Origin of the sequence: Variovorax jilinensis, assembly GCF_030316885.1 — a bacterium.
Lineage (GTDB): Bacteria > Pseudomonadota > Gammaproteobacteria > Burkholderiales > Burkholderiaceae_C > Variovorax > Variovorax jilinensis.
The window spans coordinates 56,731-74,767 of sequence record NZ_JASZYQ010000001.1; the positions used below are offsets into that span (position 1 = coordinate 56,731).

Annotated in this window: 16 protein-coding genes and 1 tRNA gene; 12 read left to right on the top strand and 5 right to left on the bottom strand. The window is 66.1% G+C overall.

Annotation, left to right across the window (positions count from 1 at the left end):
• Window positions 1-8 precede the first annotated feature (8 nt).
• The 4 genes from QTH87_RS00330 to QTH87_RS00345 all read left to right on the top strand — a co-directional run bounded on the left by QTH87_RS00330 (window position 9) and on the right by QTH87_RS00345 (window position 2,997).
• Window positions 9-791 (top strand): hypothetical protein, encoded by a 783-nt coding sequence (locus QTH87_RS00330; RefSeq protein WP_286606045.1) that lies wholly within the window; start codon window positions 9-11, stop codon window positions 789-791.
• Between the two features lie 46 nt (window positions 792-837).
• Complete coding sequence (locus QTH87_RS00335) at window positions 838-1,290, top strand: YybH family protein (protein ID WP_286606046.1); 453 nt, start codon at window positions 838-840, stop codon at window positions 1,288-1,290.
• An 8-nt stretch (window positions 1,291-1,298) separates the two neighbouring features.
• A complete protein-coding gene (locus tag QTH87_RS00340; protein ID WP_286607983.1) occupies window positions 1,299-2,297 on the top strand; it encodes a YheT family hydrolase in 999 nt (332 codons plus the stop codon).
• 136 nt (window positions 2,298-2,433) lie between these two features.
• Entirely contained in the window at window positions 2,434-2,997 is a 564-nt protein-coding gene (locus QTH87_RS00345) for a DUF2946 family protein (RefSeq protein ID WP_286606047.1), read from the top strand.
• Window positions 2,998-3,066: 69 nt separating this feature from the next.
• Here QTH87_RS00345 and QTH87_RS00350 read toward each other — a convergent pair whose 3' ends face one another.
• From QTH87_RS00350 to QTH87_RS00365, 4 genes are all read right to left on the bottom strand, one after another.
• Window positions 3,067-3,678: a c-type cytochrome gene (locus QTH87_RS00350; RefSeq protein WP_286606048.1), complete on the bottom strand. Its 612-nt coding sequence runs from the start codon at window positions 3,676-3,678 to the stop codon at window positions 3,067-3,069.
• 121 nt (window positions 3,679-3,799) lie between these two features.
• Window positions 3,800-5,206, bottom strand: coding sequence for an efflux transporter outer membrane subunit (locus tag QTH87_RS00355; RefSeq protein WP_286606049.1), 1,407 nt, complete (start codon window positions 5,204-5,206; stop codon window positions 3,800-3,802).
• Complete coding sequence (locus QTH87_RS00360; protein WP_286606050.1) at window positions 5,199-8,360, bottom strand: efflux RND transporter permease subunit; 3,162 nt, start codon at window positions 8,358-8,360, stop codon at window positions 5,199-5,201. The genes QTH87_RS00355 and QTH87_RS00360 overlap by 8 nt, the downstream gene beginning before the upstream one ends.
• A gap of 13 nt (window positions 8,361-8,373) precedes the next feature.
• Window positions 8,374-9,621: an efflux RND transporter periplasmic adaptor subunit gene (locus QTH87_RS00365; RefSeq protein WP_286606051.1), complete on the bottom strand. Its 1,248-nt coding sequence runs from the start codon at window positions 9,619-9,621 to the stop codon at window positions 8,374-8,376.
• Window positions 9,622-9,789: 168 nt separating this feature from the next.
• On the opposite strand from QTH87_RS00365, the gene QTH87_RS00370 reads away from it, so the two are divergent.
• The 4 genes from QTH87_RS00370 to QTH87_RS00385 all read left to right on the top strand — a co-directional run bounded on the left by QTH87_RS00370 (window position 9,790) and on the right by QTH87_RS00385 (window position 13,057).
• The gene (locus QTH87_RS00370; protein ID WP_286606052.1) at window positions 9,790-10,434 is read left to right on the top strand and encodes a TetR family transcriptional regulator; all 645 of its coding nucleotides are present in this window, start codon (window positions 9,790-9,792) and stop codon (window positions 10,432-10,434) included.
• Window positions 10,435-10,467: 33 nt separating this feature from the next.
• Window positions 10,468-10,542, top strand: a tRNA-Arg gene (locus QTH87_RS00375).
• Between the two features lie 174 nt (window positions 10,543-10,716).
• Entirely contained in the window at window positions 10,717-11,940 is a 1,224-nt protein-coding gene (locus tag QTH87_RS00380; protein ID WP_286606053.1) for a tyrosine-type recombinase/integrase, read from the top strand.
• A gap of 160 nt (window positions 11,941-12,100) precedes the next feature.
• Window positions 12,101-13,057, top strand: a complete 957-nt coding sequence (locus tag QTH87_RS00385) for an Abi family protein (protein ID WP_286606054.1) — start codon at window positions 12,101-12,103, stop codon at window positions 13,055-13,057.
• A gap of 24 nt (window positions 13,058-13,081) precedes the next feature.
• Here the strand turns inward: QTH87_RS00385 and QTH87_RS00390 are convergent, their stop codons facing one another.
• A complete protein-coding gene (locus QTH87_RS00390) occupies window positions 13,082-13,528 on the bottom strand; it encodes a hypothetical protein (RefSeq protein WP_286606055.1) in 447 nt (148 codons plus the stop codon).
• 868 nt (window positions 13,529-14,396) lie between these two features.
• Here QTH87_RS00390 and QTH87_RS00395 point away from each other — a divergent pair.
• The 4 genes from QTH87_RS00395 (at window position 14,397) to QTH87_RS00410 (ending at window position 17,903) form a co-directional block, all read left to right on the top strand.
• Entirely contained in the window at window positions 14,397-14,819 is a 423-nt protein-coding gene (locus QTH87_RS00395) for a hypothetical protein (protein ID WP_286606056.1), read from the top strand.
• Complete coding sequence (locus QTH87_RS00400; protein ID WP_286606057.1) at window positions 14,816-16,411, top strand: DUF3987 domain-containing protein; 1,596 nt, start codon at window positions 14,816-14,818, stop codon at window positions 16,409-16,411. The genes QTH87_RS00395 and QTH87_RS00400 overlap by 4 nt, the downstream gene beginning before the upstream one ends.
• Window positions 16,411-16,770: a hypothetical protein gene (locus QTH87_RS00405; RefSeq protein WP_286606058.1), complete on the top strand. Its 360-nt coding sequence runs from the start codon at window positions 16,411-16,413 to the stop codon at window positions 16,768-16,770. The genes QTH87_RS00400 and QTH87_RS00405 overlap by 1 nt, the downstream gene beginning before the upstream one ends.
• A 506-nt stretch (window positions 16,771-17,276) precedes the next feature.
• Window positions 17,277-17,903 carry a hypothetical protein gene (locus tag QTH87_RS00410; RefSeq protein WP_286606059.1) on the top strand — a complete coding sequence of 209 codons (627 nt, stop codon included), beginning with the start codon at window positions 17,277-17,279 and terminating at the stop codon, window positions 17,901-17,903.
• Window positions 17,904-18,037: the final 134 nt, after the last annotated feature.

Below are 18,037 nucleotides of genomic sequence, written 5' to 3' on the forward strand. Positions count from 1 at the left end.
ATAGATGGATGGCGCTCGACCCCCTACAGGCACTGCAGGCCGCCGCCGGCCGACGGCCGGGCCTGCATCCGGACGCCGCCACCGCGCCCGGCGCCACTCGTGGCGCGCTGCTGATCGCGGGCGCCACGGGTGCGCTCGGCCACGAGCTGGTGCGCCGCCTGGCCGGCCGACATCGCTACGACCACACCTACGTGCTGGCGCGCGAGCCGATCCGTGACGGCCTGCGCGGCGTCGAGACCGTGCTGACACCGGCCGTCGCACCGATCGCCGGGTGGCCACTGGTGGCGGCCGATACCGCACTCGTGCTGTTCGAGCCGCCGCGCCTCTACTACGACCGCGAACGCGCGCTGTGGACGCCCGAGCCCGCGCAGCTGCCTGCGCTGGCCGGCTGGCTGCGTGCCTGCGGCGTGCGCACGCTGGCCGTGGTGCAGCCGCACGACCAGGGTCGCCTGCCCGAAGCCCTCAAGCACGGCCTGGCGAGCCTCGACGAGCAGGCCGTGGTGGCGCTGGGCTTCGAGCGCGTGCTGCTGGTGCGTTCGGCGCGCAAGCCCGGCCCGCAACGCTTCGCCAATCCGCTCGAGCGGCTCGCGGCCTGGATGCTGTCGATCGCGCGCTTCATGGTGCCGACCAGCGAGCAGCCGGTGCGGGCCTCGAAGGTGGCCGAGCTGATCGACGTGGCGCTGCGGCTTGCGCCGCCCGGCGTCCATGTGGCGGCACCCGAACTGGTGTGGCGCGCCACCCAGGGCGAGATGCGCGCCGTGGTGCAGGGCTGGGTCGCGCCGGTGCACTGAGCACTCGCGGCCGAGGCAAAATCGCAACCTCCGGCAGAACCCTTCCATGTCCACCAAAGCCAAACTCCGCGCCAGCACCGTCGGCGGCACCGCCGACGAGGTCGAGGCCGCCTTCTACGAAGCGCTGCAGCGCGGCGATATCGACGCCCTGATGGACTGCTGGGCCGACGAGGAAGAAGTCTTCTGCGTGCATCCGGGCGGTCCGAGGCTGGTCGGCACCGAGGCCATCCGCGCCGCCTTCGAGCACATGTTCGGCAACGGCAGCATCCAGGCCACGCCGGCGCGCGTGCGCAAGGTCGAGTCGCTCGCCAGCGCGGTGCACAACGTGCTCGAGCGCATCGACGTGCTCACGGCCGAGGGTCCGCGCCATGCCTTCGTGCTGGCGACCAACGTCTACCACCGTACCGCGCAGGGCTGGCGCATGGTCGCGCACCATGCGAGCCCCGGCAGCGCCCAGGAGCCCGGCGACACGGGCGAGGCGCCGCAGACCCTGCATTGAGCAACGCGATGCCGCCCGACTACGTCGCGCCCCGCTGGCTGCCCGGCGGCAACCTGCAGACCATCTGGCCCGCGCTCTACGGCCGGCGGGCCGAGGCGCCGCTGCCGGCCTACCGGCGCGAGCGCTGGTCCACCCCCGACGCCGACTTCATCGACGTCGACTTCCTCGATGCGCCCGGTGCCGAGGTCGCCAGGCCGCTGCTGGTGCTGTTCCATGGGCTCGAGGGGTCGTCGCGCAGCCACTATGCCGAGGTGTTCGGGGCCTTCGCGCATGCGCGCGGCTGGGACTACGCGGTGCCGCATTTCCGCGGCTGCAGCGGCGAGCTGAACCTCGGGCCGCGGGCCTACCATTCGGGCGATTTCGAGGAGATCGGCTGGATCCTCTCGCGCCTGCACGAACGGCGCGAGGCGGCGGCGCCGGGCCATGCGCCGCCGATGTACGCGGTCGGCGTCTCGCTCGGCGGCAACGCGCTGATGCGATGGGTCGAGGAGTCGGGCGAACAGGCGTCGCGCCAGGTGCGCGCTGCCGCCTCGATCTCGGCGCCGCTCGACCTGGCGGCCGGCGGCGCCGCCATCGGGCGCGGCTTCAACCGGTTGGTCTACACGCGCATGTTCCTCGCGACCATGAAGCCCAAGGCGCTGGCCAAGCTGGCGCAGCATCCGGGACTGTTCGACCGCGAGGCGCTGCTCGCCGCGCGCGATCTGCATGCCTTCGACAACGTCTTCACGGCGCCGCTGCACGGTTTTCGCGACACCGACGACTATTGGTCCCGCGGCTCGGCCAAGCCGCACCTGCACCGCATCCGGATTCCGTCGCTGGTGGTGAACGCAGCCAACGACCCCTTCGTGCCGGCCAGCAGCCTGCCGCGCCAGGCCGACGTCGGCGATCACGTGACGCTGTGGCAGCCGGCCCATGGCGGGCATGTCGGCTTTCCGCTCGGCGCGCCGCCGGGCCATGTGCGCGGCATGCCCGAGCGCGTGGTCGACTGGCTCGACGGGCTCGGCTGATCGAGCGGGCCGGCGAAGCGAGGCCCGTCTTCGGGAAACACCGCGGAACCGGCCTTGCCGGGCCGCTGGTGTTGCCCCCGGCAAGGGGTGGGCGGCTACACGAAGTGAGCCAACCTGGGGGGAGCAAAATATCGCCATGGATGACATCGTCAAGCAGGCCCTCGCCAAATGGCCCAACGTGCCGCACTGCTACGGCTGGCTCGGCCTCGATGCGCGCGGCAACTGGTTCATGCGCGACGACCGGACCCAGGCCATGGGCCCCTTCGCCGAGGCCAAGGGCTCGCAGCTGCGGCACGACAAGCTGATCGACTTCATCCAGCGCAACTACGAGCACGACGAGCGCGGCCAGTGGTTCTTCCAGAACGGCCCGCAGCGTGTCTATGTCGAACTCGAGGTCGCACCCTGGGTCTGGCGCATCGCCGACGACCACTCGGTCAGCGCCCACGACGGCCGGGCGGTCGAGCCCTCGGCCTGCCTGCTCGACGAAGACGGCAAGCTCTACCTGGTGACCGGCCTCGGCCTGGGCCTGGTCCACACGCAGGACGTCGGCCTCGCGGCCGATGCGATCGAGCAGGGCCGGTGGGTGCCCGAGGAAGTCCGTGCCGCCGACCTGCCGGCCCGCTTCGGCTACGTGCCGAGTCCGGCCGCGGGCCAGCCGCCGCCGGGCCACGGCCAGTCTGCGCCCGCCCCCGCCCGCTGAGCGGCGCTCGAACCGTCGCCCACAAAAAAGCCCGCGCGAGCGGGCTTTGGTGCGGAAGGCCGTGCGGCCTTACTTGGGGGCGGCCGGTGCTGCGGCAGCAGCGGATGCCGTGCCTTCGGGCGCCGCAGCGGCGGCCGGACGATCCGGCACCGGGAAGCTGGCGCCGCCGGCATTCGCGAGGAACACCACCGCGCGACCGATCTCGATGTCGTCGAAGTCGCCGCCGCCCTGTGCCGGCATCGCGCCCTTGCCCTTCAGTGCATGCTCGAGCAGGGTTGCGTAGCCCTGACCCAGACGCGGGCCCCAGGCGCCGACGTCGCCCTGGTGCGGCGCGCCCGGGATGCCCGGTGCGCCGTGGCAGGCCACGCATTGGGCCTTGAACACGGCCTCGCCGGTCGCCAGCGGGCGGTTGGCGTCGCGGATCTCGATCGAGCCCACCTTCTTGAGCCGCTCGGCGACATCGCGGTCGCGCGTGTCCTTCGAGACGCCGTACAGCGCCATGCCTTCGCCCTGTTCGGTGCCCGAAGGTCGGGTGCCCGAGACCACGTACGCCACGAGGCCGAAGATGATGAAGATCGGGGCAATGAACGAGAAAAATACCGCGAGCAGGAGCTGCTTGGGATTCTTGATCGGGCCCGTGTGGGCATCTTCCGTGGCCTGGTAGTGCGGGTCGTCGCTCATCGTGTCCTCAATATCGGGGGCGCTTCGGGGGGCTTTTTCGAATCAACCGCGGATTATAGGGACCGCCCCGGGCCGGCCCCGGGACGGTGCGGCAGCGGTCCGGCCGCTGCTGCTGCTGCTGCTACTTCGTCGCCCAGCCGCCGCCCAGCGTCTTGTACAGCGTGACCTGGTTCTGCAGCCGGGCCTGGCGCGTCTGCGCGGTGGCCAGCTGGGAGGTGAACAGCGAGCGCTGCGCGTCCAGCAGGTCGAGGCCGCTCGCAACGCCGCCGCGGTAACGCATGTCCGACAGCTGGAAGCGCACTTCCTCGGCCTTCGACTGCGCCACCAGCGCGCGCAGCTGCTCGTCGTAGGTGGCACGGCCGGCGAGTGCGTCGGCGACCTCGCGGAAGGCCGACTGGATCGACTTCTCGTACTGCGCCACGGCGATCTTCTGCCCGGCGCGTGCCGAGTCGAGGTTGGCCTGGTTGGCGCCCGCGTTGAAGATCGGCAGCGTGATCTGCGGCGCGAAGGACCAGGCCTTGGTGCCGCTGTCGAACAGCCCCGAGAACTCGCTGCTCGCGGTGCCGACCGAGCCGGTCAGCGTCACGCGCGGGAAGAAGGCCGCACGCGCGGCGCCGATGTTGGCGTTGGCGGCGATCAGCTGCTGCTCGGCCGCGCGGATGTCCGGCCGCTCGGCGATCAGGTCCGAGCTCAGGCCGGCCGGCAGCTCGGGCATCGGCGCCAGCGTCTGCAGGCCCTTGATGCTGCCCGCGGTGGCCGAGGCCGGCACCGGCGCGCCGATCAGCAGCGCCAGCGCGTTCTCGTCCTGCATGCGGATGCGCTGCTGCTGCGCATAGGTGGCGCGCGCGGTCTCGGCCTGTGCCTCGGCGAAGCGGTAGTCGATCTCGGACGACACGCCGTTGTCGAAGCGCAGCTTGGTGAGCTTGAGCGAGTCGTCGCGAGTGACCATGGTCTGGCGCGTGATCTCGAGCGCCTCGTCGTCGCCGAGCAGCGCCAGCCAGCCGTTGGCCACGGCCGCGATCAGGCTGATCTGGGTCGCCTTGCGGGCTTCCTCGGTCGCCAGGTACTGGGCCAGCGCCGATTCCTTCAGGCTCGCGACGCGGCCGAAGAAGTCGAGCTCCCAGGCGGTCACGCCGAGCCCCACCGAATAGGTCGACGACACGCCGTTGCCGAGCAGCGACGGCCGCTGGCGCGTGCCGCCAGCGCTCGCGTCGACGGCCGGGAACAGCGCCGCGCGCGTGATCTGGAACTGCGCGCGCGCCTGCTCGATGTTGAGGATCGCGACCTGCAGGTCGCGGTTGTTGGCGAGCGCGGTCTCGATCAGGCCGATCAGGCGCGGATCGGTGAAGTAGTCCTGCCAGGCCACGGTCGCGGCCGGCGGCAGGCCCTTGTCGGGCGCCGCCGCGGCGTTCGGGAAGGTGGCCGGCACCGGTGCCGCGGGCCGTTCGTAGGTCGGGATCAGCGAGCAGCCCGCCAGCATCAGGGCGGCGGCGCCCGCCAGCGCCGTGGTGATGAATCGCTTAGTCATGCTTGTCTTCCTCGATGCCCGCGGCCTGCGCGTGGCGCTTGTCGGCTTCGCGCTGGCGCGCGCTGCCCTTGAACATGCCGCGGACCACGACGAAGAACACCGGCACGAAGAACACCGCCAGCGCGGTACCCGTCACCATGCCGCCGAGCACGCCGGTGCCGATCGCGCGCTGGCTCGCCGAGCCGGCACCCGAGGCCAGCACCAGCGGCAGCACGCCGAGGCCGAAGGCCAGCGAAGTCATCACGATCGGGCGGAACCGCAGGTGGGCGGCGGCGAGCGCCGATTCGACGATTCCCTTGCCCTGGGCCTGCAGGTCCTTCGCGAACTCGATGATCAGGATCGCGTTCTTCGCCGACAGCCCGATGATCGTGATCAGTCCGACCTGGAAGTAGACGTCGTTCGAGTAGGCGCGGAACAGGGTCGCGAGCAGCACGCCGAGCACGCCCAGCGGTACCACCAGGATCACCGCGAGCGGGATCGACCAGCTCTCGTAGAGCGCGGCCAGGCACAGGAACACCGCCAGGATCGCGAAGCAATAGAGCACGATCGCCTGCGAACCCGCGAGCTTTTCCTCGCGCGACTGGCCGGTCCATTCGTAGCCGAAGCCGGCCGGGAGCTGCGAAGCGAGCTTCTCCATCTCGGCCATCGCGGCGCCGGTGCTGTAGCCCGGCGCCGCGTCGGCGCTGATGCGCATCGCGGGGTAGCCGTTGTAGCGCACGGTCTGCGTCGCGCCCGTGACCCAGCGCGTGGTCGCGAAGGTGCCGAGCGGAACCGGCTTGCCCTGCGCGTTCGCCGCGTTGAGCTTGAGCAGGTCCTCGGGCTGCATGCGTGCCGGCGCATCGGCCTGCACCACCACGCGCTGCAGGCGACCCTGGTTCGGGAAGTCGTTCACGTAGCTCGAGCCGAGCGCGGTCGACAGCGCCGCGTTGATGGCGTCGAAGGTGACGCCCAGCGCATTCGCCTTGTCGCGGTCGATGTCGATCTGCAGCTGCGGTGCGTCCTCGAGGCCGTCGGGGCGCACCGATGTCAGCACCTTGCTCTGCGAGGCCATGCCCAGCAGCTGGTTGCGCGCATTGACCAGCGCCTCGTGACCCTGGCCGGCACGGTCCTGCAGCCGGAAGGTCACGCCGCTGGCATTGCCCAGTTCGGGAATGGGCGGCGGGCTCAACGGGTAGATGAAGGCATCGCGCACGCCCGACAGCGCACCGAAGGCGCGGCCGGCGAGGGCGGCGGCGGATTCGCCTTCGCCCTTGCGCTTGTCCCAGTCCTTGAGCGTCACGAAGGCGAGGCCCGCGTTCTGCCCCTGGCCGGAGAAGCTGAAGCCCAGCACACCCACCATGCTCTGCACCTCGGGCTGCTTGAGGATGAAGTCCTCGACCTGCTTCATGACGTCGAGCGTGCGCTCCTGGGTCGCGCCCGGCGGCAGCTGCACGTTGACGATGATGTTGCCCTGGTCCTCCTGCGGCAGGAAGGAGCTCGGCACGCGCAGGTAGGCAAACACCACCGCGGCGACGATCGCGACGTAGATGATGAGGTAGCGCGCCGCGCGGCGCAGGATGCGCGACACCAGCGTCTCGTAGCCGCGCGCGGTGCGCGAGAAGCCGCGGTTGAACCAGCCGAAGAAGCCCTTCTTCTCATGGTGCGAGCCGGCCTCGATGGGCTTGAGCAGCGTGGCGCAAAGTGCCGGCGTGAGCGACAGCGCCATGAAGGCCGAGAAGCCGATCGAGGCCACCATCACGGCCGAGAACTGGCGGTAGATGTTGCCGGTGGAACCGGCGAAGAAGGCCAGCGGCACGAACACCGAGATCAGCACCACGGTCACGCCGATGATGGCGCCCGAGATCTGCTTCATGGCCTTGCGCGTGGCTTCCAGCGGTGGAAGCCCTTCCTCGCTCATGATGCGCTCGACGTTCTCGACCACCACGATCGCATCGTCCACCACGATGCCGATCACCAGCACCATGCCGAACATGGTCAGCACGTTGATCGAGAAGCCCAGGGCCAGCAGCACACCGAAGGTGCCCAGCAGGGCGATCGGCACCACGATGGTCGGGATGATCGTGTAGCGCCAGTTCTGCAGGAACAGGAACATCACGAGGAACACCAGCACCACGGCCTCGATCAGCGTCTCGGCCACCTGCGAGATCGAGATCTTCACGAAGCGCGAGCTGTCGTAGGGGATGTCCCATTTCACGCCCGGCGGGAAGAAGCGAGAGAGCTCTTCCATCTTGGCGCGCACCAGCTTGGCGGCTTCGAGCGCGTTGCCCGAAGGCGCGAGCTGGACGCCGATGCCGACCGCGGGCTGGCCGTTCAGGCGCGCCGACGTGGCGTAGCTCTGGCCGCCGAGCTCGATCCGCGCGACGTCGCGCAGCCGGACGGACGAGCCGTCGGTGTTGGCGCGCAGCACGATGTTGCCGAACTGCTCGACGTTGCTGAGCTGTCCGTTGACCACCACCGTGGCTGCGATCGCCTGGCCCGCCACGTTGGGCAGGTCGCCGATCGTGCCCGACGCCACCTGGGCGTTCTGGGCCCGGATCGCGTTCGTGACGTCGGTCGACGACAGGTTGAAGCCGTGCATCTTGGCCGGATCGATCCAGATGCGCATCGCACGCTCGGTGCCGAACAGCTGGGCCTGGCCGATGCCGGGGATGCGCTGCAGCTCGGGCACGACGTTGCGGGAGGCGTAGTCGCCCAGCGCGGTCGGATCGTAGGCCGGGTTGTCCGACGAGAGGATCGTGAACAGCAGGAAGTTCGAGCGCGACTTGTCGACCCGCACGCCCTGCTGCGTCACCGCCGCGGGCAGCCGCGGCGTGGCGCGCGAGAGCCGGTTCTGGACATCGACCTGCGCCAGGTCGGCGTTGGTGCCGGGCGCGAAGCTGATGGTGATGGCGCCGGTGCCGTCGGCCTGCGCCACCGACTCCATGTAGATCAGGCCCGGCGAGCCGTTCATCTCGCGCTCGATCACGGACAGCACGCTGTCCTCGAGCGTCTGCGCCGAGGCGCCCGGATAGACGGCGTTGATGACGATGGCGGGCGGTGCCACCGGCGGGTACTGGGCGATCGGCAGCTGCGTGATCGCCACGCCGCCCACCACCAGGATGAACAGTGCGATCACCCACGCGAAGATCGGGCGATCGATGAAGAACTTGGCCATGCGGGCGCGCTCCTTACTTGGCGGCCGCGGCCGGTGCGGCGGGTGCCGATGCGGCCGGTGCCGCGGCAGGGGCCTGCGTCGCCTTCCACGGCACCGCCTTCACGGGCGTGCCCGGCGGCATCATCTGCAGCTTCTGGAAGCCGTCGACCATCACCTGCTCGCCGGCCTTGAGACCTTCGAGCACCACCCACTGGTTGTTCTGCGCGGCGCTGATCTTCACCGTGCGCTTGCTGAGCTTGCCGTCCGCACCGACCACCGTGAGCGTGTCGCCCTGCTGGGTCCGGGTCACGGCCTGCTGCGGCACGGTGATGGCGTTGGTCGCCTGGGCCTGCTCGAGCCGCACGCGCACGTACAGGCCCGGCAGCAGGTCGCCCTTGGGATTCGGCACTTCGGCGCGCAGCGTGATCTGGCCTGTGGTCTGGTCGACCGTGAGGTCCGAGAACAGCAGCCGGCCGGGGTGCGCGTATTCGGTGCCGTCCTCGAGCACGATGCGCACGCTGGCGGCCTCGTCGCCCGCGGCGCGCTTGACCTGGCCGTCCTGCAGTGCGCGGCGCAGCCGCAGCACCTCGGTAGCCGATTGCGTGAAGTTGACGTAGAGCGGGTTGATCTGCTGGATCACGGCCAACGCCGTGGCGTCGCCCTGGCCGACCAGTGCGCCCTCGGTCACCAGCGAGCGGCCGATGCGACCCGAGATCGGTGCGGTCACGGTGGCGTAGCCCAGGTTGATCTTGGCCGTCTGCACGGCAGCGCGGCCGACCGCGACGTCGGCCTCGGCGGTCTTGGCTGCAGCCACCGCGTTCTGGTACTCCTGCTTGCTGACCGCGTTGGCGTCCACCAGCGGCTTGTAGCGATCGGCAAGGGCCTTGGCCTGCACCGCATTGGCTTCGGCGCGCGCGAGCGAGGCTTCGGCGCTGGAAAGGCTGGCGGCATAGGGAGCCGGGTCGATGCGGAACAGCACCTGGCCGGCCTTGACGTCGCTGCCTTCCTGGAACACGCGCTGCTGCAGGATGCCTGCGGCACGGGCGCGTACCTCGGCCACGCGCGTGGCCTCGAGCCGGCCCGGCAGTTCGGTCACGAGGCCGACATTGCCTGGCGTCGCCACCACGACGCCGACTTCGGGCGCGGGCGGCGGGCCGCCGGCGGCCTTGGGCGCCTCGCCCTTGCCGCAGGCACTGAGCCCGATCAGGACGAAGGCGGCGGCCGCAACGGCTGCAACGCGCAGCGGGAACGACGAATGACGCGAGACATGCAGGTCGGGCATGTGATTCCTTTGAAGGGAGAACGGTGGACGGTGCACGAAGGCCGGCGCGCGTGTAAAGCAATGCGGCGATCTTGACTATCGGGAAAAGAGCCGTAGTTTACATACATTCATGCATGTATAGTGACGACCTTGTCCGGCAAGAGGATTTTAAGAAGGGGAGACGACATCATGGTCCGGCGCACCAAGGAAGAAGCCCAGGAGACACGCAACCGCCTGCTCGATGCGGCCGAGCTGCTGTTCCAGGCGCAGGGCGTCTCGCAGACCAGCCTGCAGCAGATCGCGCACCAGGCGGGCGCGACGCGTGGTGCCATCTACTGGCACTTCAAGGACAAGGCCGCGCTCTTCAACGCCATGATGGAGCGCGTCAAGCTGCCCATGGAGGCCGCGGTGCAGGAGGCTGCGGGTGCCGACGCCTCGATCGACGGCGTCGAACTCATGATGGTCGAGGCGCTCAAGCTCATGACCCGCGACCCGCAGGTGCGGAGGGTGTTCGACATCGCGACCCACAAGGTCGAATACACGCACGACATGGCCTCGGTGCAGCAGCGGCACCTGGTGGCGCGCAACGCCTGCGTGGTCGACTTCGAGCGTGCCATGCTGGCCGAGGCCCGCCGTACCCGGCGCCGCATGCCGATCCCGGCCGCCGCGGCAGCCCACGGCCTGCATGCGCTCATCAGCGGACTGATCCAGAACTGGCTGCTCGATCCCGACGAGTTCGACCTGGTCGCCACCGGCCGCCGGGCCTTCCGCGTGTACCTGTCCGGCCTGGGCTTCGCAGGCGGGCCCGAACCCACGTCCGCGGATCAGCGATAATGGCGGGCTCGCGACCCGTGCGCGACACCCCATCTCGCTGTATTTCAACGGATAGAATTCGGCCCTCCGAAGGCTGAGATCCAGGTTCGATTCCTGGCGGCGGGACCAGATACCGAGATCAAAGAGTCTCACCAAGCATCAAAACCGGCACGTTTCCCCAGCGTAGTCGGTTTTTTTTGCCTCAAGCCATCTCACCGCGTAACATCCCATCTCAGAGAAATACCGTTACTTTTGCCGGTATCTCCGAAAGTACCGGCAACGGGATACCGTCAAGGAGCGGGGATGGCACTGACAGACACGTTTGTTCGGCAGGTGAAGCCGACCGAAAAGGCGATCGGCGACAAGTACGCTGACGGCGGAGGTATGTACCTTCTGGTGAAAGCGCCAGGCAAGTACTGGCGGATGGACTACAGCTTCCACGGCAAGCGCAAAACGCTGGCGCTGGGGGTCTATCCCGACGTGACGCTCGCCAAAGCCCGGCAGCGCCGCGACAGGGCGCGGGAGCAGCTCGCCGACGGCACCGATCCGGCGATTGCCAAGCGCGAAGAGAAGCAGGCGCGAGCCGATGCAGCGGCAAACACGTTTGAAGCTGTCGCTCGCGAGTGGCTTGCCAAGACCTCGAACAAGCGAGCAGCGGTCACGCAGGCCAAGGTGACGAGCTGGCTCGAAAAGGACGTGTTTCCGTTCATCGGTAGGTTTGCGATCGCCAGCATCAAGGCCAAGGACATCCTCGACAAGGTTGCCCGTCGCATGGAGGCACGCGGCATTCATGAAAGCGCCCACCGGACCGTTCAGATCTGTTCGCAGGTTTTTCGGTATGCCGTCGCTACGGGTGTTGCCGAGCGCGACGTGACGAGCGACCTACGGGGCGCTCTGGTCGCGATCGAGAAAACCAACTACGCCGCCATCACAGAGCCAAAGCAAGCCGGCCAGCTCATGCGGTCGATCTACGCCTACGCCGGCCATCCTTGCGCTGTGGCCGGTCTGAAGCTGTCGCCGCTCGTGTTTGTTCGGCCTGGCGAGCTTCGCGCTGCCGAGTGGGCCGAGATCGACCTCGATGCAGCCGAGTGGCGCATCCCGGCCGCGAAGATGAAGATGAAGGTCGAGCACCTCGTGCCGCTGTCGTCGCAGGCGGTGGACATCCTCAGAGCGGTGCATTCGTTCAGTGGGCATGGCCGGTACGTTTTTCCGAGCATCCGCACAGGCGAGCGCTGCATGAGCGAGAACACCATCAACGCGGCGTTGCGCGGCATGGGCTACTCGAAGGAAGTGATGACGGCTCACGGCTTCCGGGCGATGGCTCGCACGATCATGGATGAGGTGCTGGGCGAGCGCGCCGACTTGATCGAGCACCAGCTTGCTCACACAGTGAAAGATCCAAACGGCCGCGCCTACAACCGCACCGCGCATTTGCCCGCCCGGCGGGAAATGATGCAGCGGTGGGCCGACTATCTGGACAAGCTCCGCGTCGGCGCGGATGTGATTGCTCTCAATCGATCTGCCTGAGGCATAGCGTTTCACTATTGACGCGTGGCATATTTGGCACGCGGGTGGTTGCCAAACCGGCCTGAGTCGCTATGATCGACTGCAATACGCCCCTCACCTCTGTCCCCGGCGCAAGCGCGGTGTGTCATGTGGGGGGTTTCTCTTTTGCGCGGCATTATTCATGACCGGCAACGTCCAACTCAAGCCGCACCTCACTCACGAATTGCAACTCGATCGGCTCGTGGAGCGTTCCATGGGCGTCGGCGACATGGCGGATGCGGTCCGGTTGCTGAAGCGCTTCGGCTACTACCGGCTGTCAGGCTATTTTTACCCGATACGGAAGACCAAACCGCGAGGTGAAGCCGGCCGACTTGACGATTTTGTAGACGGCGCCACGCTGCAATTGGTGGTGAACCTTGCCGAATTCGACAAGACGCTGCGCGTCCTTGTGATGCATGCGGTCGAGACGATTGAGGTCGCCGTGCGCGTCGCCATCGCCCACACCTTGGGACCGTACAGCCCGGAGGCGCACCTCGATCCTGCCGTGCTGGACGGGCGGTTCACACTGAAGCCCCGCACGGGGGGCGATTCACCTCACGATGAATGGATCGATCGCTTCCACGAGCTTTGTGAACGATCCAGAGAGGATTTCGTGAAGCACCACCGGCAAAAGTATGGTGGGCGCATGCCAATCTGGGTCGCTATCGAACTGTGGGATTTCGGTCTGATGTCGAAGTTCTTCGCAGGTTTGCAGCGCCGCGATCAAGCAAAAATCGCCGGCGCATATGGGGGACTAGACGGCCCTATCTTGGCCTCTTGGTTGCGAAACTTTTCTTTCGTCCGGAACGTGGTGGCCCACCACGGCCGACTTTGGAATCGAACGAACACTGGCCAGCTGCAGTTGCCGTCCAAGGGTCGGGTGCCGCTGTTAGATCACCTCCATGACATGCACCAACAGCGCGCCAAGCTCTATGGAAGTCTGGTCTGCATGCGTTACCTTCTGCGGACAATTCAACCTACATCGGAATGGCATTTGCGTCTTAAAGAGCACGCCTTGACCTTCCCCCAAACGCCCCTGATCGCTCTCAGTGCAGCCGGCTTCCCTGATGGATGGGAAGCCTCGCAAATCTGGCAATAGTCGGGTCATTGCGCGCCTTGCGACCTATTCTTCCGGCGGCGAGGTGCTGAAAGAGGCCGAGGCGATCAAGGCGCTGCCGTAGCGCGGTGTCTGGAAGCTGAAGTGGCAGGATTTCAGGCGCCCCGCGCGGGCGATCGACAGCAGGGTATCGAACTGCCTCAATGACAACTCTATCCCTGCCTGCAGCTTGGGCTTCATGCCAATAATCGAGCCAACGCATGGGATCTCAGCTCTGCCTGTCGTTGGAGAAATCGAGCCGGTGATCTGGAAGTCAAACGCAAGGACGCCATTGACTGCCTCCGTGAGCGTACCCCGAACCCTCATGTAGATCTGTTCCTCCCGCCCGCGGTCCTCGATCACTTTGCCACCTTGAGCCATCGCATAGAGGCTGAGATCCCAGTCTTCGATCGCCCCTTCTCGTGCCAGGATTTCGCGTCGAGGGCGGAGTGTCTTCTTCTTCGCGGTGGTCATGGACGATGGAGCGTCATTGCACATCGGCGGGAACTGTAGATCGAAGTCTGGCCCATCGTCCAGACGGCTCGATGTTGCTTGCACGCACGCTGCTTCCTGCACGCACAGAAATGTTGCCGCAGTGGCGGACTACTTGACAAGCGCGGCGCAGCTCCGATGTGAGCTCGCTTGCCGCGCGCCTGGAAGCAACGATTCCCCGTAAGTCACCATACATACCTATGTGTTGCGTACGTGCGACATTTCTTAAGTCATTGATACCAAACGAAATTTTGTCAGGTGGAGGCATGTCGTGTCACCGAGGTCCAAATCAAAACCCCGCGTAGGGTTTTGGGCGAAGGGGTAGTGGGTTATGAAATCCGTGTTGCGCGCAAATTTCCAACCGCGCAACGCGAAGCCTTTGGCCCGGCTACGTGTTGCGCAAACCGGCAACACACATGCAACTTAACCCCAACGCCCCTCTGACCGCGGTTGCGACGGCAATTCCACTGCAGCCACCGCGAGCGGTCGCCACACAAGAGCCGCTGCCACTCATTCGTTCTGGTTTCGACGCACTGCCTGACAGTGCGTTCGTTCGGGTATCTCAACTCGTCCGGAGCCCAAAAAGGCCCAACGACCCTGTGCTCCTGCCATTCAGTGCCCCGACGCTCTGGCGAAAAATTCAGGCGGGCACGTTTCCACCGGGGGTGAAAATCTCTTCAGGCGTCACTGCGTGGTCTGTGAAATCCATCCGGTCCTGGTTGGATTCGCAGATTGCGAAGGCAACGACACAGACCCTACCCATCGAGGGCGCCATAAAAGCGCCGGAAATCTCACGGCCAAAGCGAAGAGTCGGCAAGCATTCAGACCTCCTGCAGATCGGAGGCCTCCTTTGAGTGCGATCGAGCGCATCCTTCCGCGCTTGGACAAAGTGCGCCAGCGCAGCAACCGCCAGTGGTCCGCGCGCTGCCCTGCCCATCAGGACCGCGGGCCATCGCTCTCCATCAAGGAACTGCCGGACGGCCGTATCCTGATGCACTGCTTTGGCGGCTGCGACGTTGCATCCGTAGTGGACGTCATCGGCTTGGAGCTTTCCGACCTGTTTCCGCCGTCGGGCACGGCGTTTGGCCCGGGAACGCGCTCTCGGTTGCTTCCCGCCGGGCAAGCGCTTCAGATTCTGGAGTTCGAGGCGCTTCTGATTGCCACCGTCGCAGGAAACATCGCGCAGGGAGGGGTGCTGACCGAAGATGATCACATGCGGCTTCTCGTCGCGACCGGACGCATTCTGGCCATTGCCCACGAGGTGCGCGCATGAACCGCGAGGCCTACGAACGGCAGGCAGCCATCCTCGACGCTCACATGCCACCTGTGCCCCGAGCCGACGACGATAACCATCGCAACGCACCAAGGCCAGATTTAGCAGCCCTCTACGGGTTGGTCGGAGACGTTGCCCGCGCAGGCAGTCACTCCACTGAGGCTAACCCCTTCGCGATCGCGCTCAACTTCATCGCCTACATGTCCTGCGCAGTAGGCCGCGGACCGTATATGTCAGTGGCGAACACCTGCCATCACGCTCGACAGTTCACCTTGCACATCGGCCGATCCGGTCGTGGCCGCAAGGGAGATGCCGTCTCTTTGGTGGGCCGCATCGCCGAAGCCGTGAAGGAGGTCTCCGAGCACGGTGCGCCGAAAATCCATCGTGGTGGGCTTTCGACCCGAGAGGGTCTCGCCTTCCTGATCCACGATGGCTACAAGGATGGGAAAGATGAGGTTCCTGCCGAGGAAGACAAACGATTGTGGGTGATCGAAAGTGAGTTCGCCAACGTGCTGCATCAAGGCAAGCGCGAGGGCAATACGTTGTCAGCAGCCCTGCGCGACCTTTGGGACGGCGTCTCCATCAAGCCGGCCACGAAAGCAAATCGCCTTTCCGCAACTGCCCCGCATGTCTGCCTGAGCGGCGCCGTGACACCCAGTGAACTGCGCAGCCTCATGGCAGCGCGTGAACTCACTAACGGCTTCGCCAATCGCTTCTTGATGATCTGGGCCGAGCGCACCAAGATGCTTCCGTTTCCCACGCCAACATCGCAGGAGACCGTTGATGCCCTGGCGCGCCGTGTGGTCCAGGTGCTGGAGTTTTGCCGCGCGCGGGAATGGGTCAATCGCGATCACATGTCCATGGAATTGACGCCGCCGGCGCGAGAGCGGTACGGCAAGCTCTATATGGGTGAGCTCAACGACACCAGTGCGGGTGAGCGCATCTCATCATTGGTGGAGCGCCGTGCGCCGATGCTACTGCGCTTGGCCATGCTGTTCGCGCTGTGCGACCTGCAAAGCGCGGTAGACGTACCACACGTTCAGGCCGCTCTGGCGTGGGTGCGCTACTCGGTCGAATCTGTGAAGTTCGTATTCGCGAGCGCCACCGAAGAATCTGAGGCAGCGGAAGTCAACGATGCGGCGCAGAAGATCATTGATTTTCTTCGCGTCAGAGGCCGGGCGACTCGAACCGAGCTGACCGTCGATTGCTTTCGACGCCACTCATCGAAGAGCCTGATCGATGCTGCGCTCGACGCATTGTTGCTCGCGGCGCCGCCGCGCCTCGTGGTCACGGAAACCCCCCGCCCCAAAGGCTCGCCGGGTACCCCGACCAAGTCGTACCAGCTGACGGGCGCGAACTGTGCGAACTCAGCGAACAGTGACAATGGGCGAGGGAAATCGGACAATCGCCCCGATTCTGAGTTCAGCGAAGTGTGCGAACGCAGCTCGGGACTCGTGGGCTCGGTTCGCACACTTCGCGAGCAGAACGAAACCCCGCAAGGCGTTGCCGGTCCTAACAGTTCGCGCACATCGCAGAGTTCGCATGGGTTCTCGGAGGCAGATGCCGGCGTGGCGCAGGAGGAGGAGCTGTGATGCCACCGCAAGCGATCCTGGCCGCGCTTTGGGCAGACGGGATTTCTGTGCGACTTGCGCCGGACGGCGCAACCCTCAAAGTGCCTGCCGGCCGCTTAACACCCGGCCAGCGCGCGATGCTGGTGGCCAGCAAGCCCGAGATCATTGGGTTCCTCAAGGACGCGCATGACAGCACCCAGACATTGATCGAGGTTGCAATGCGAGTATGTGATCGCTATGGCGACGGAAAAGCCGCACGAGAGGACATGGTGCGTGACTGCACTGGGACGCCCCCCCACCTGCGAGCTGACTTGATCGACTACCTGAAGAGCGCGGGGCCTGATCGGCAGGAGCAAGGCGTACGGCGTGACGCCGGATGACAGATTCCGGTGACCTGCGTTCTTGATAGCTTCAGGAGCCAGCAGGTGTTTGGCGCGCACATGCACCCCAAGAAGAGCTGATGCGATTCCGGCGTGTGAGGCACATGGGGGGTCAGTTCCTGATGTCGCTTGACACGGCGAGCTCGCTGCGTCGTCTGGACGGGCCCGACGCTGTCTTTCGTGCCTGAGCCGGAACAACCGTAGCAAAGAACGTAGCCACTTGGCAAACGGGTAGCAAACGGGTAGCAAACGGGTAGCAATTGCTAGCGTAGCACTTGATCGCACCCTACAAGCGCAAGCGGGTATCGCCGCATCGTCTTCCGCAGCGTGCGGAGTGCAGCCTCCCTTTCCAACCCCGTGTAGGGTTTTGAGGTGGCAGGAAGTTCGGGGACCATCGAGCCTATGAAGCATCACACCCTACCTGACGTCCTCCTCGATACGGCAGACGCAGCCCTCGCTCTAGGTGCCGCTCGCACTGATCTGCGCCCCGTCGCAGATCTCCCGTAGTGGCCCGCCGCTCCGATATTGACTGGGACGCCATCGAGCGCGAATACCGTCTTGGCCAGAAATCCAACAAACAACTAGCCACCGAGCACGGCGTGCAGCCGTCTTCCATCGGTCGCCGGGCTGAGAGGCACGGGTGGATCCAAGACAAGGCCGGTGAGGTTCGTTCCCGTGCTGCCAACATACTCGTACAGGCCGCGGCGGCCGATGTCCCCGGTAATGCAACTCCGAATGCAAACTCCAATGCAACCCCTACAGAGCAGCAAATCAAAGTTGCAGCACGTGTGGCCGCTGACGTGGTGCTCGGGCACCGCAGGGGCTTGACCAAGCTTTCTCGCTTGCGCGACTCCATGCTCGATGAGATCGAGGCGCAGACTGTCGCAATTGACATGCTCGCCCGGATCGTCGAGGTGACGCGCGAGCCAGACCAGAATGGCATAGACAAGCGCAATGACCTGCTCCAGCGCGTCATCAGCCTGCCCAGCCGAGTTGAATCTCTCAAGAAGCTCACCGAGGTCGACGAAAAAATCCGTAGGGGCGAGCGCGAAGCCTTCGGCATCACTGCTGACGAGGGCGCTTCAATAGAGAAGGCCCGTGTCGTGTGGATGCCGAAGAAGGACGCCGATTGAGCTGACAAACCGGTGTACCCGAGGGCCTGAGCGAAGACGCCAGCAACGGGTCGCTTTCCAGCGTTGCACGCCGAGCCCGAGAATTGGAACTCGAGTTTGGCGAATCACTACCGCCAGCACCGTGGCACGCAACC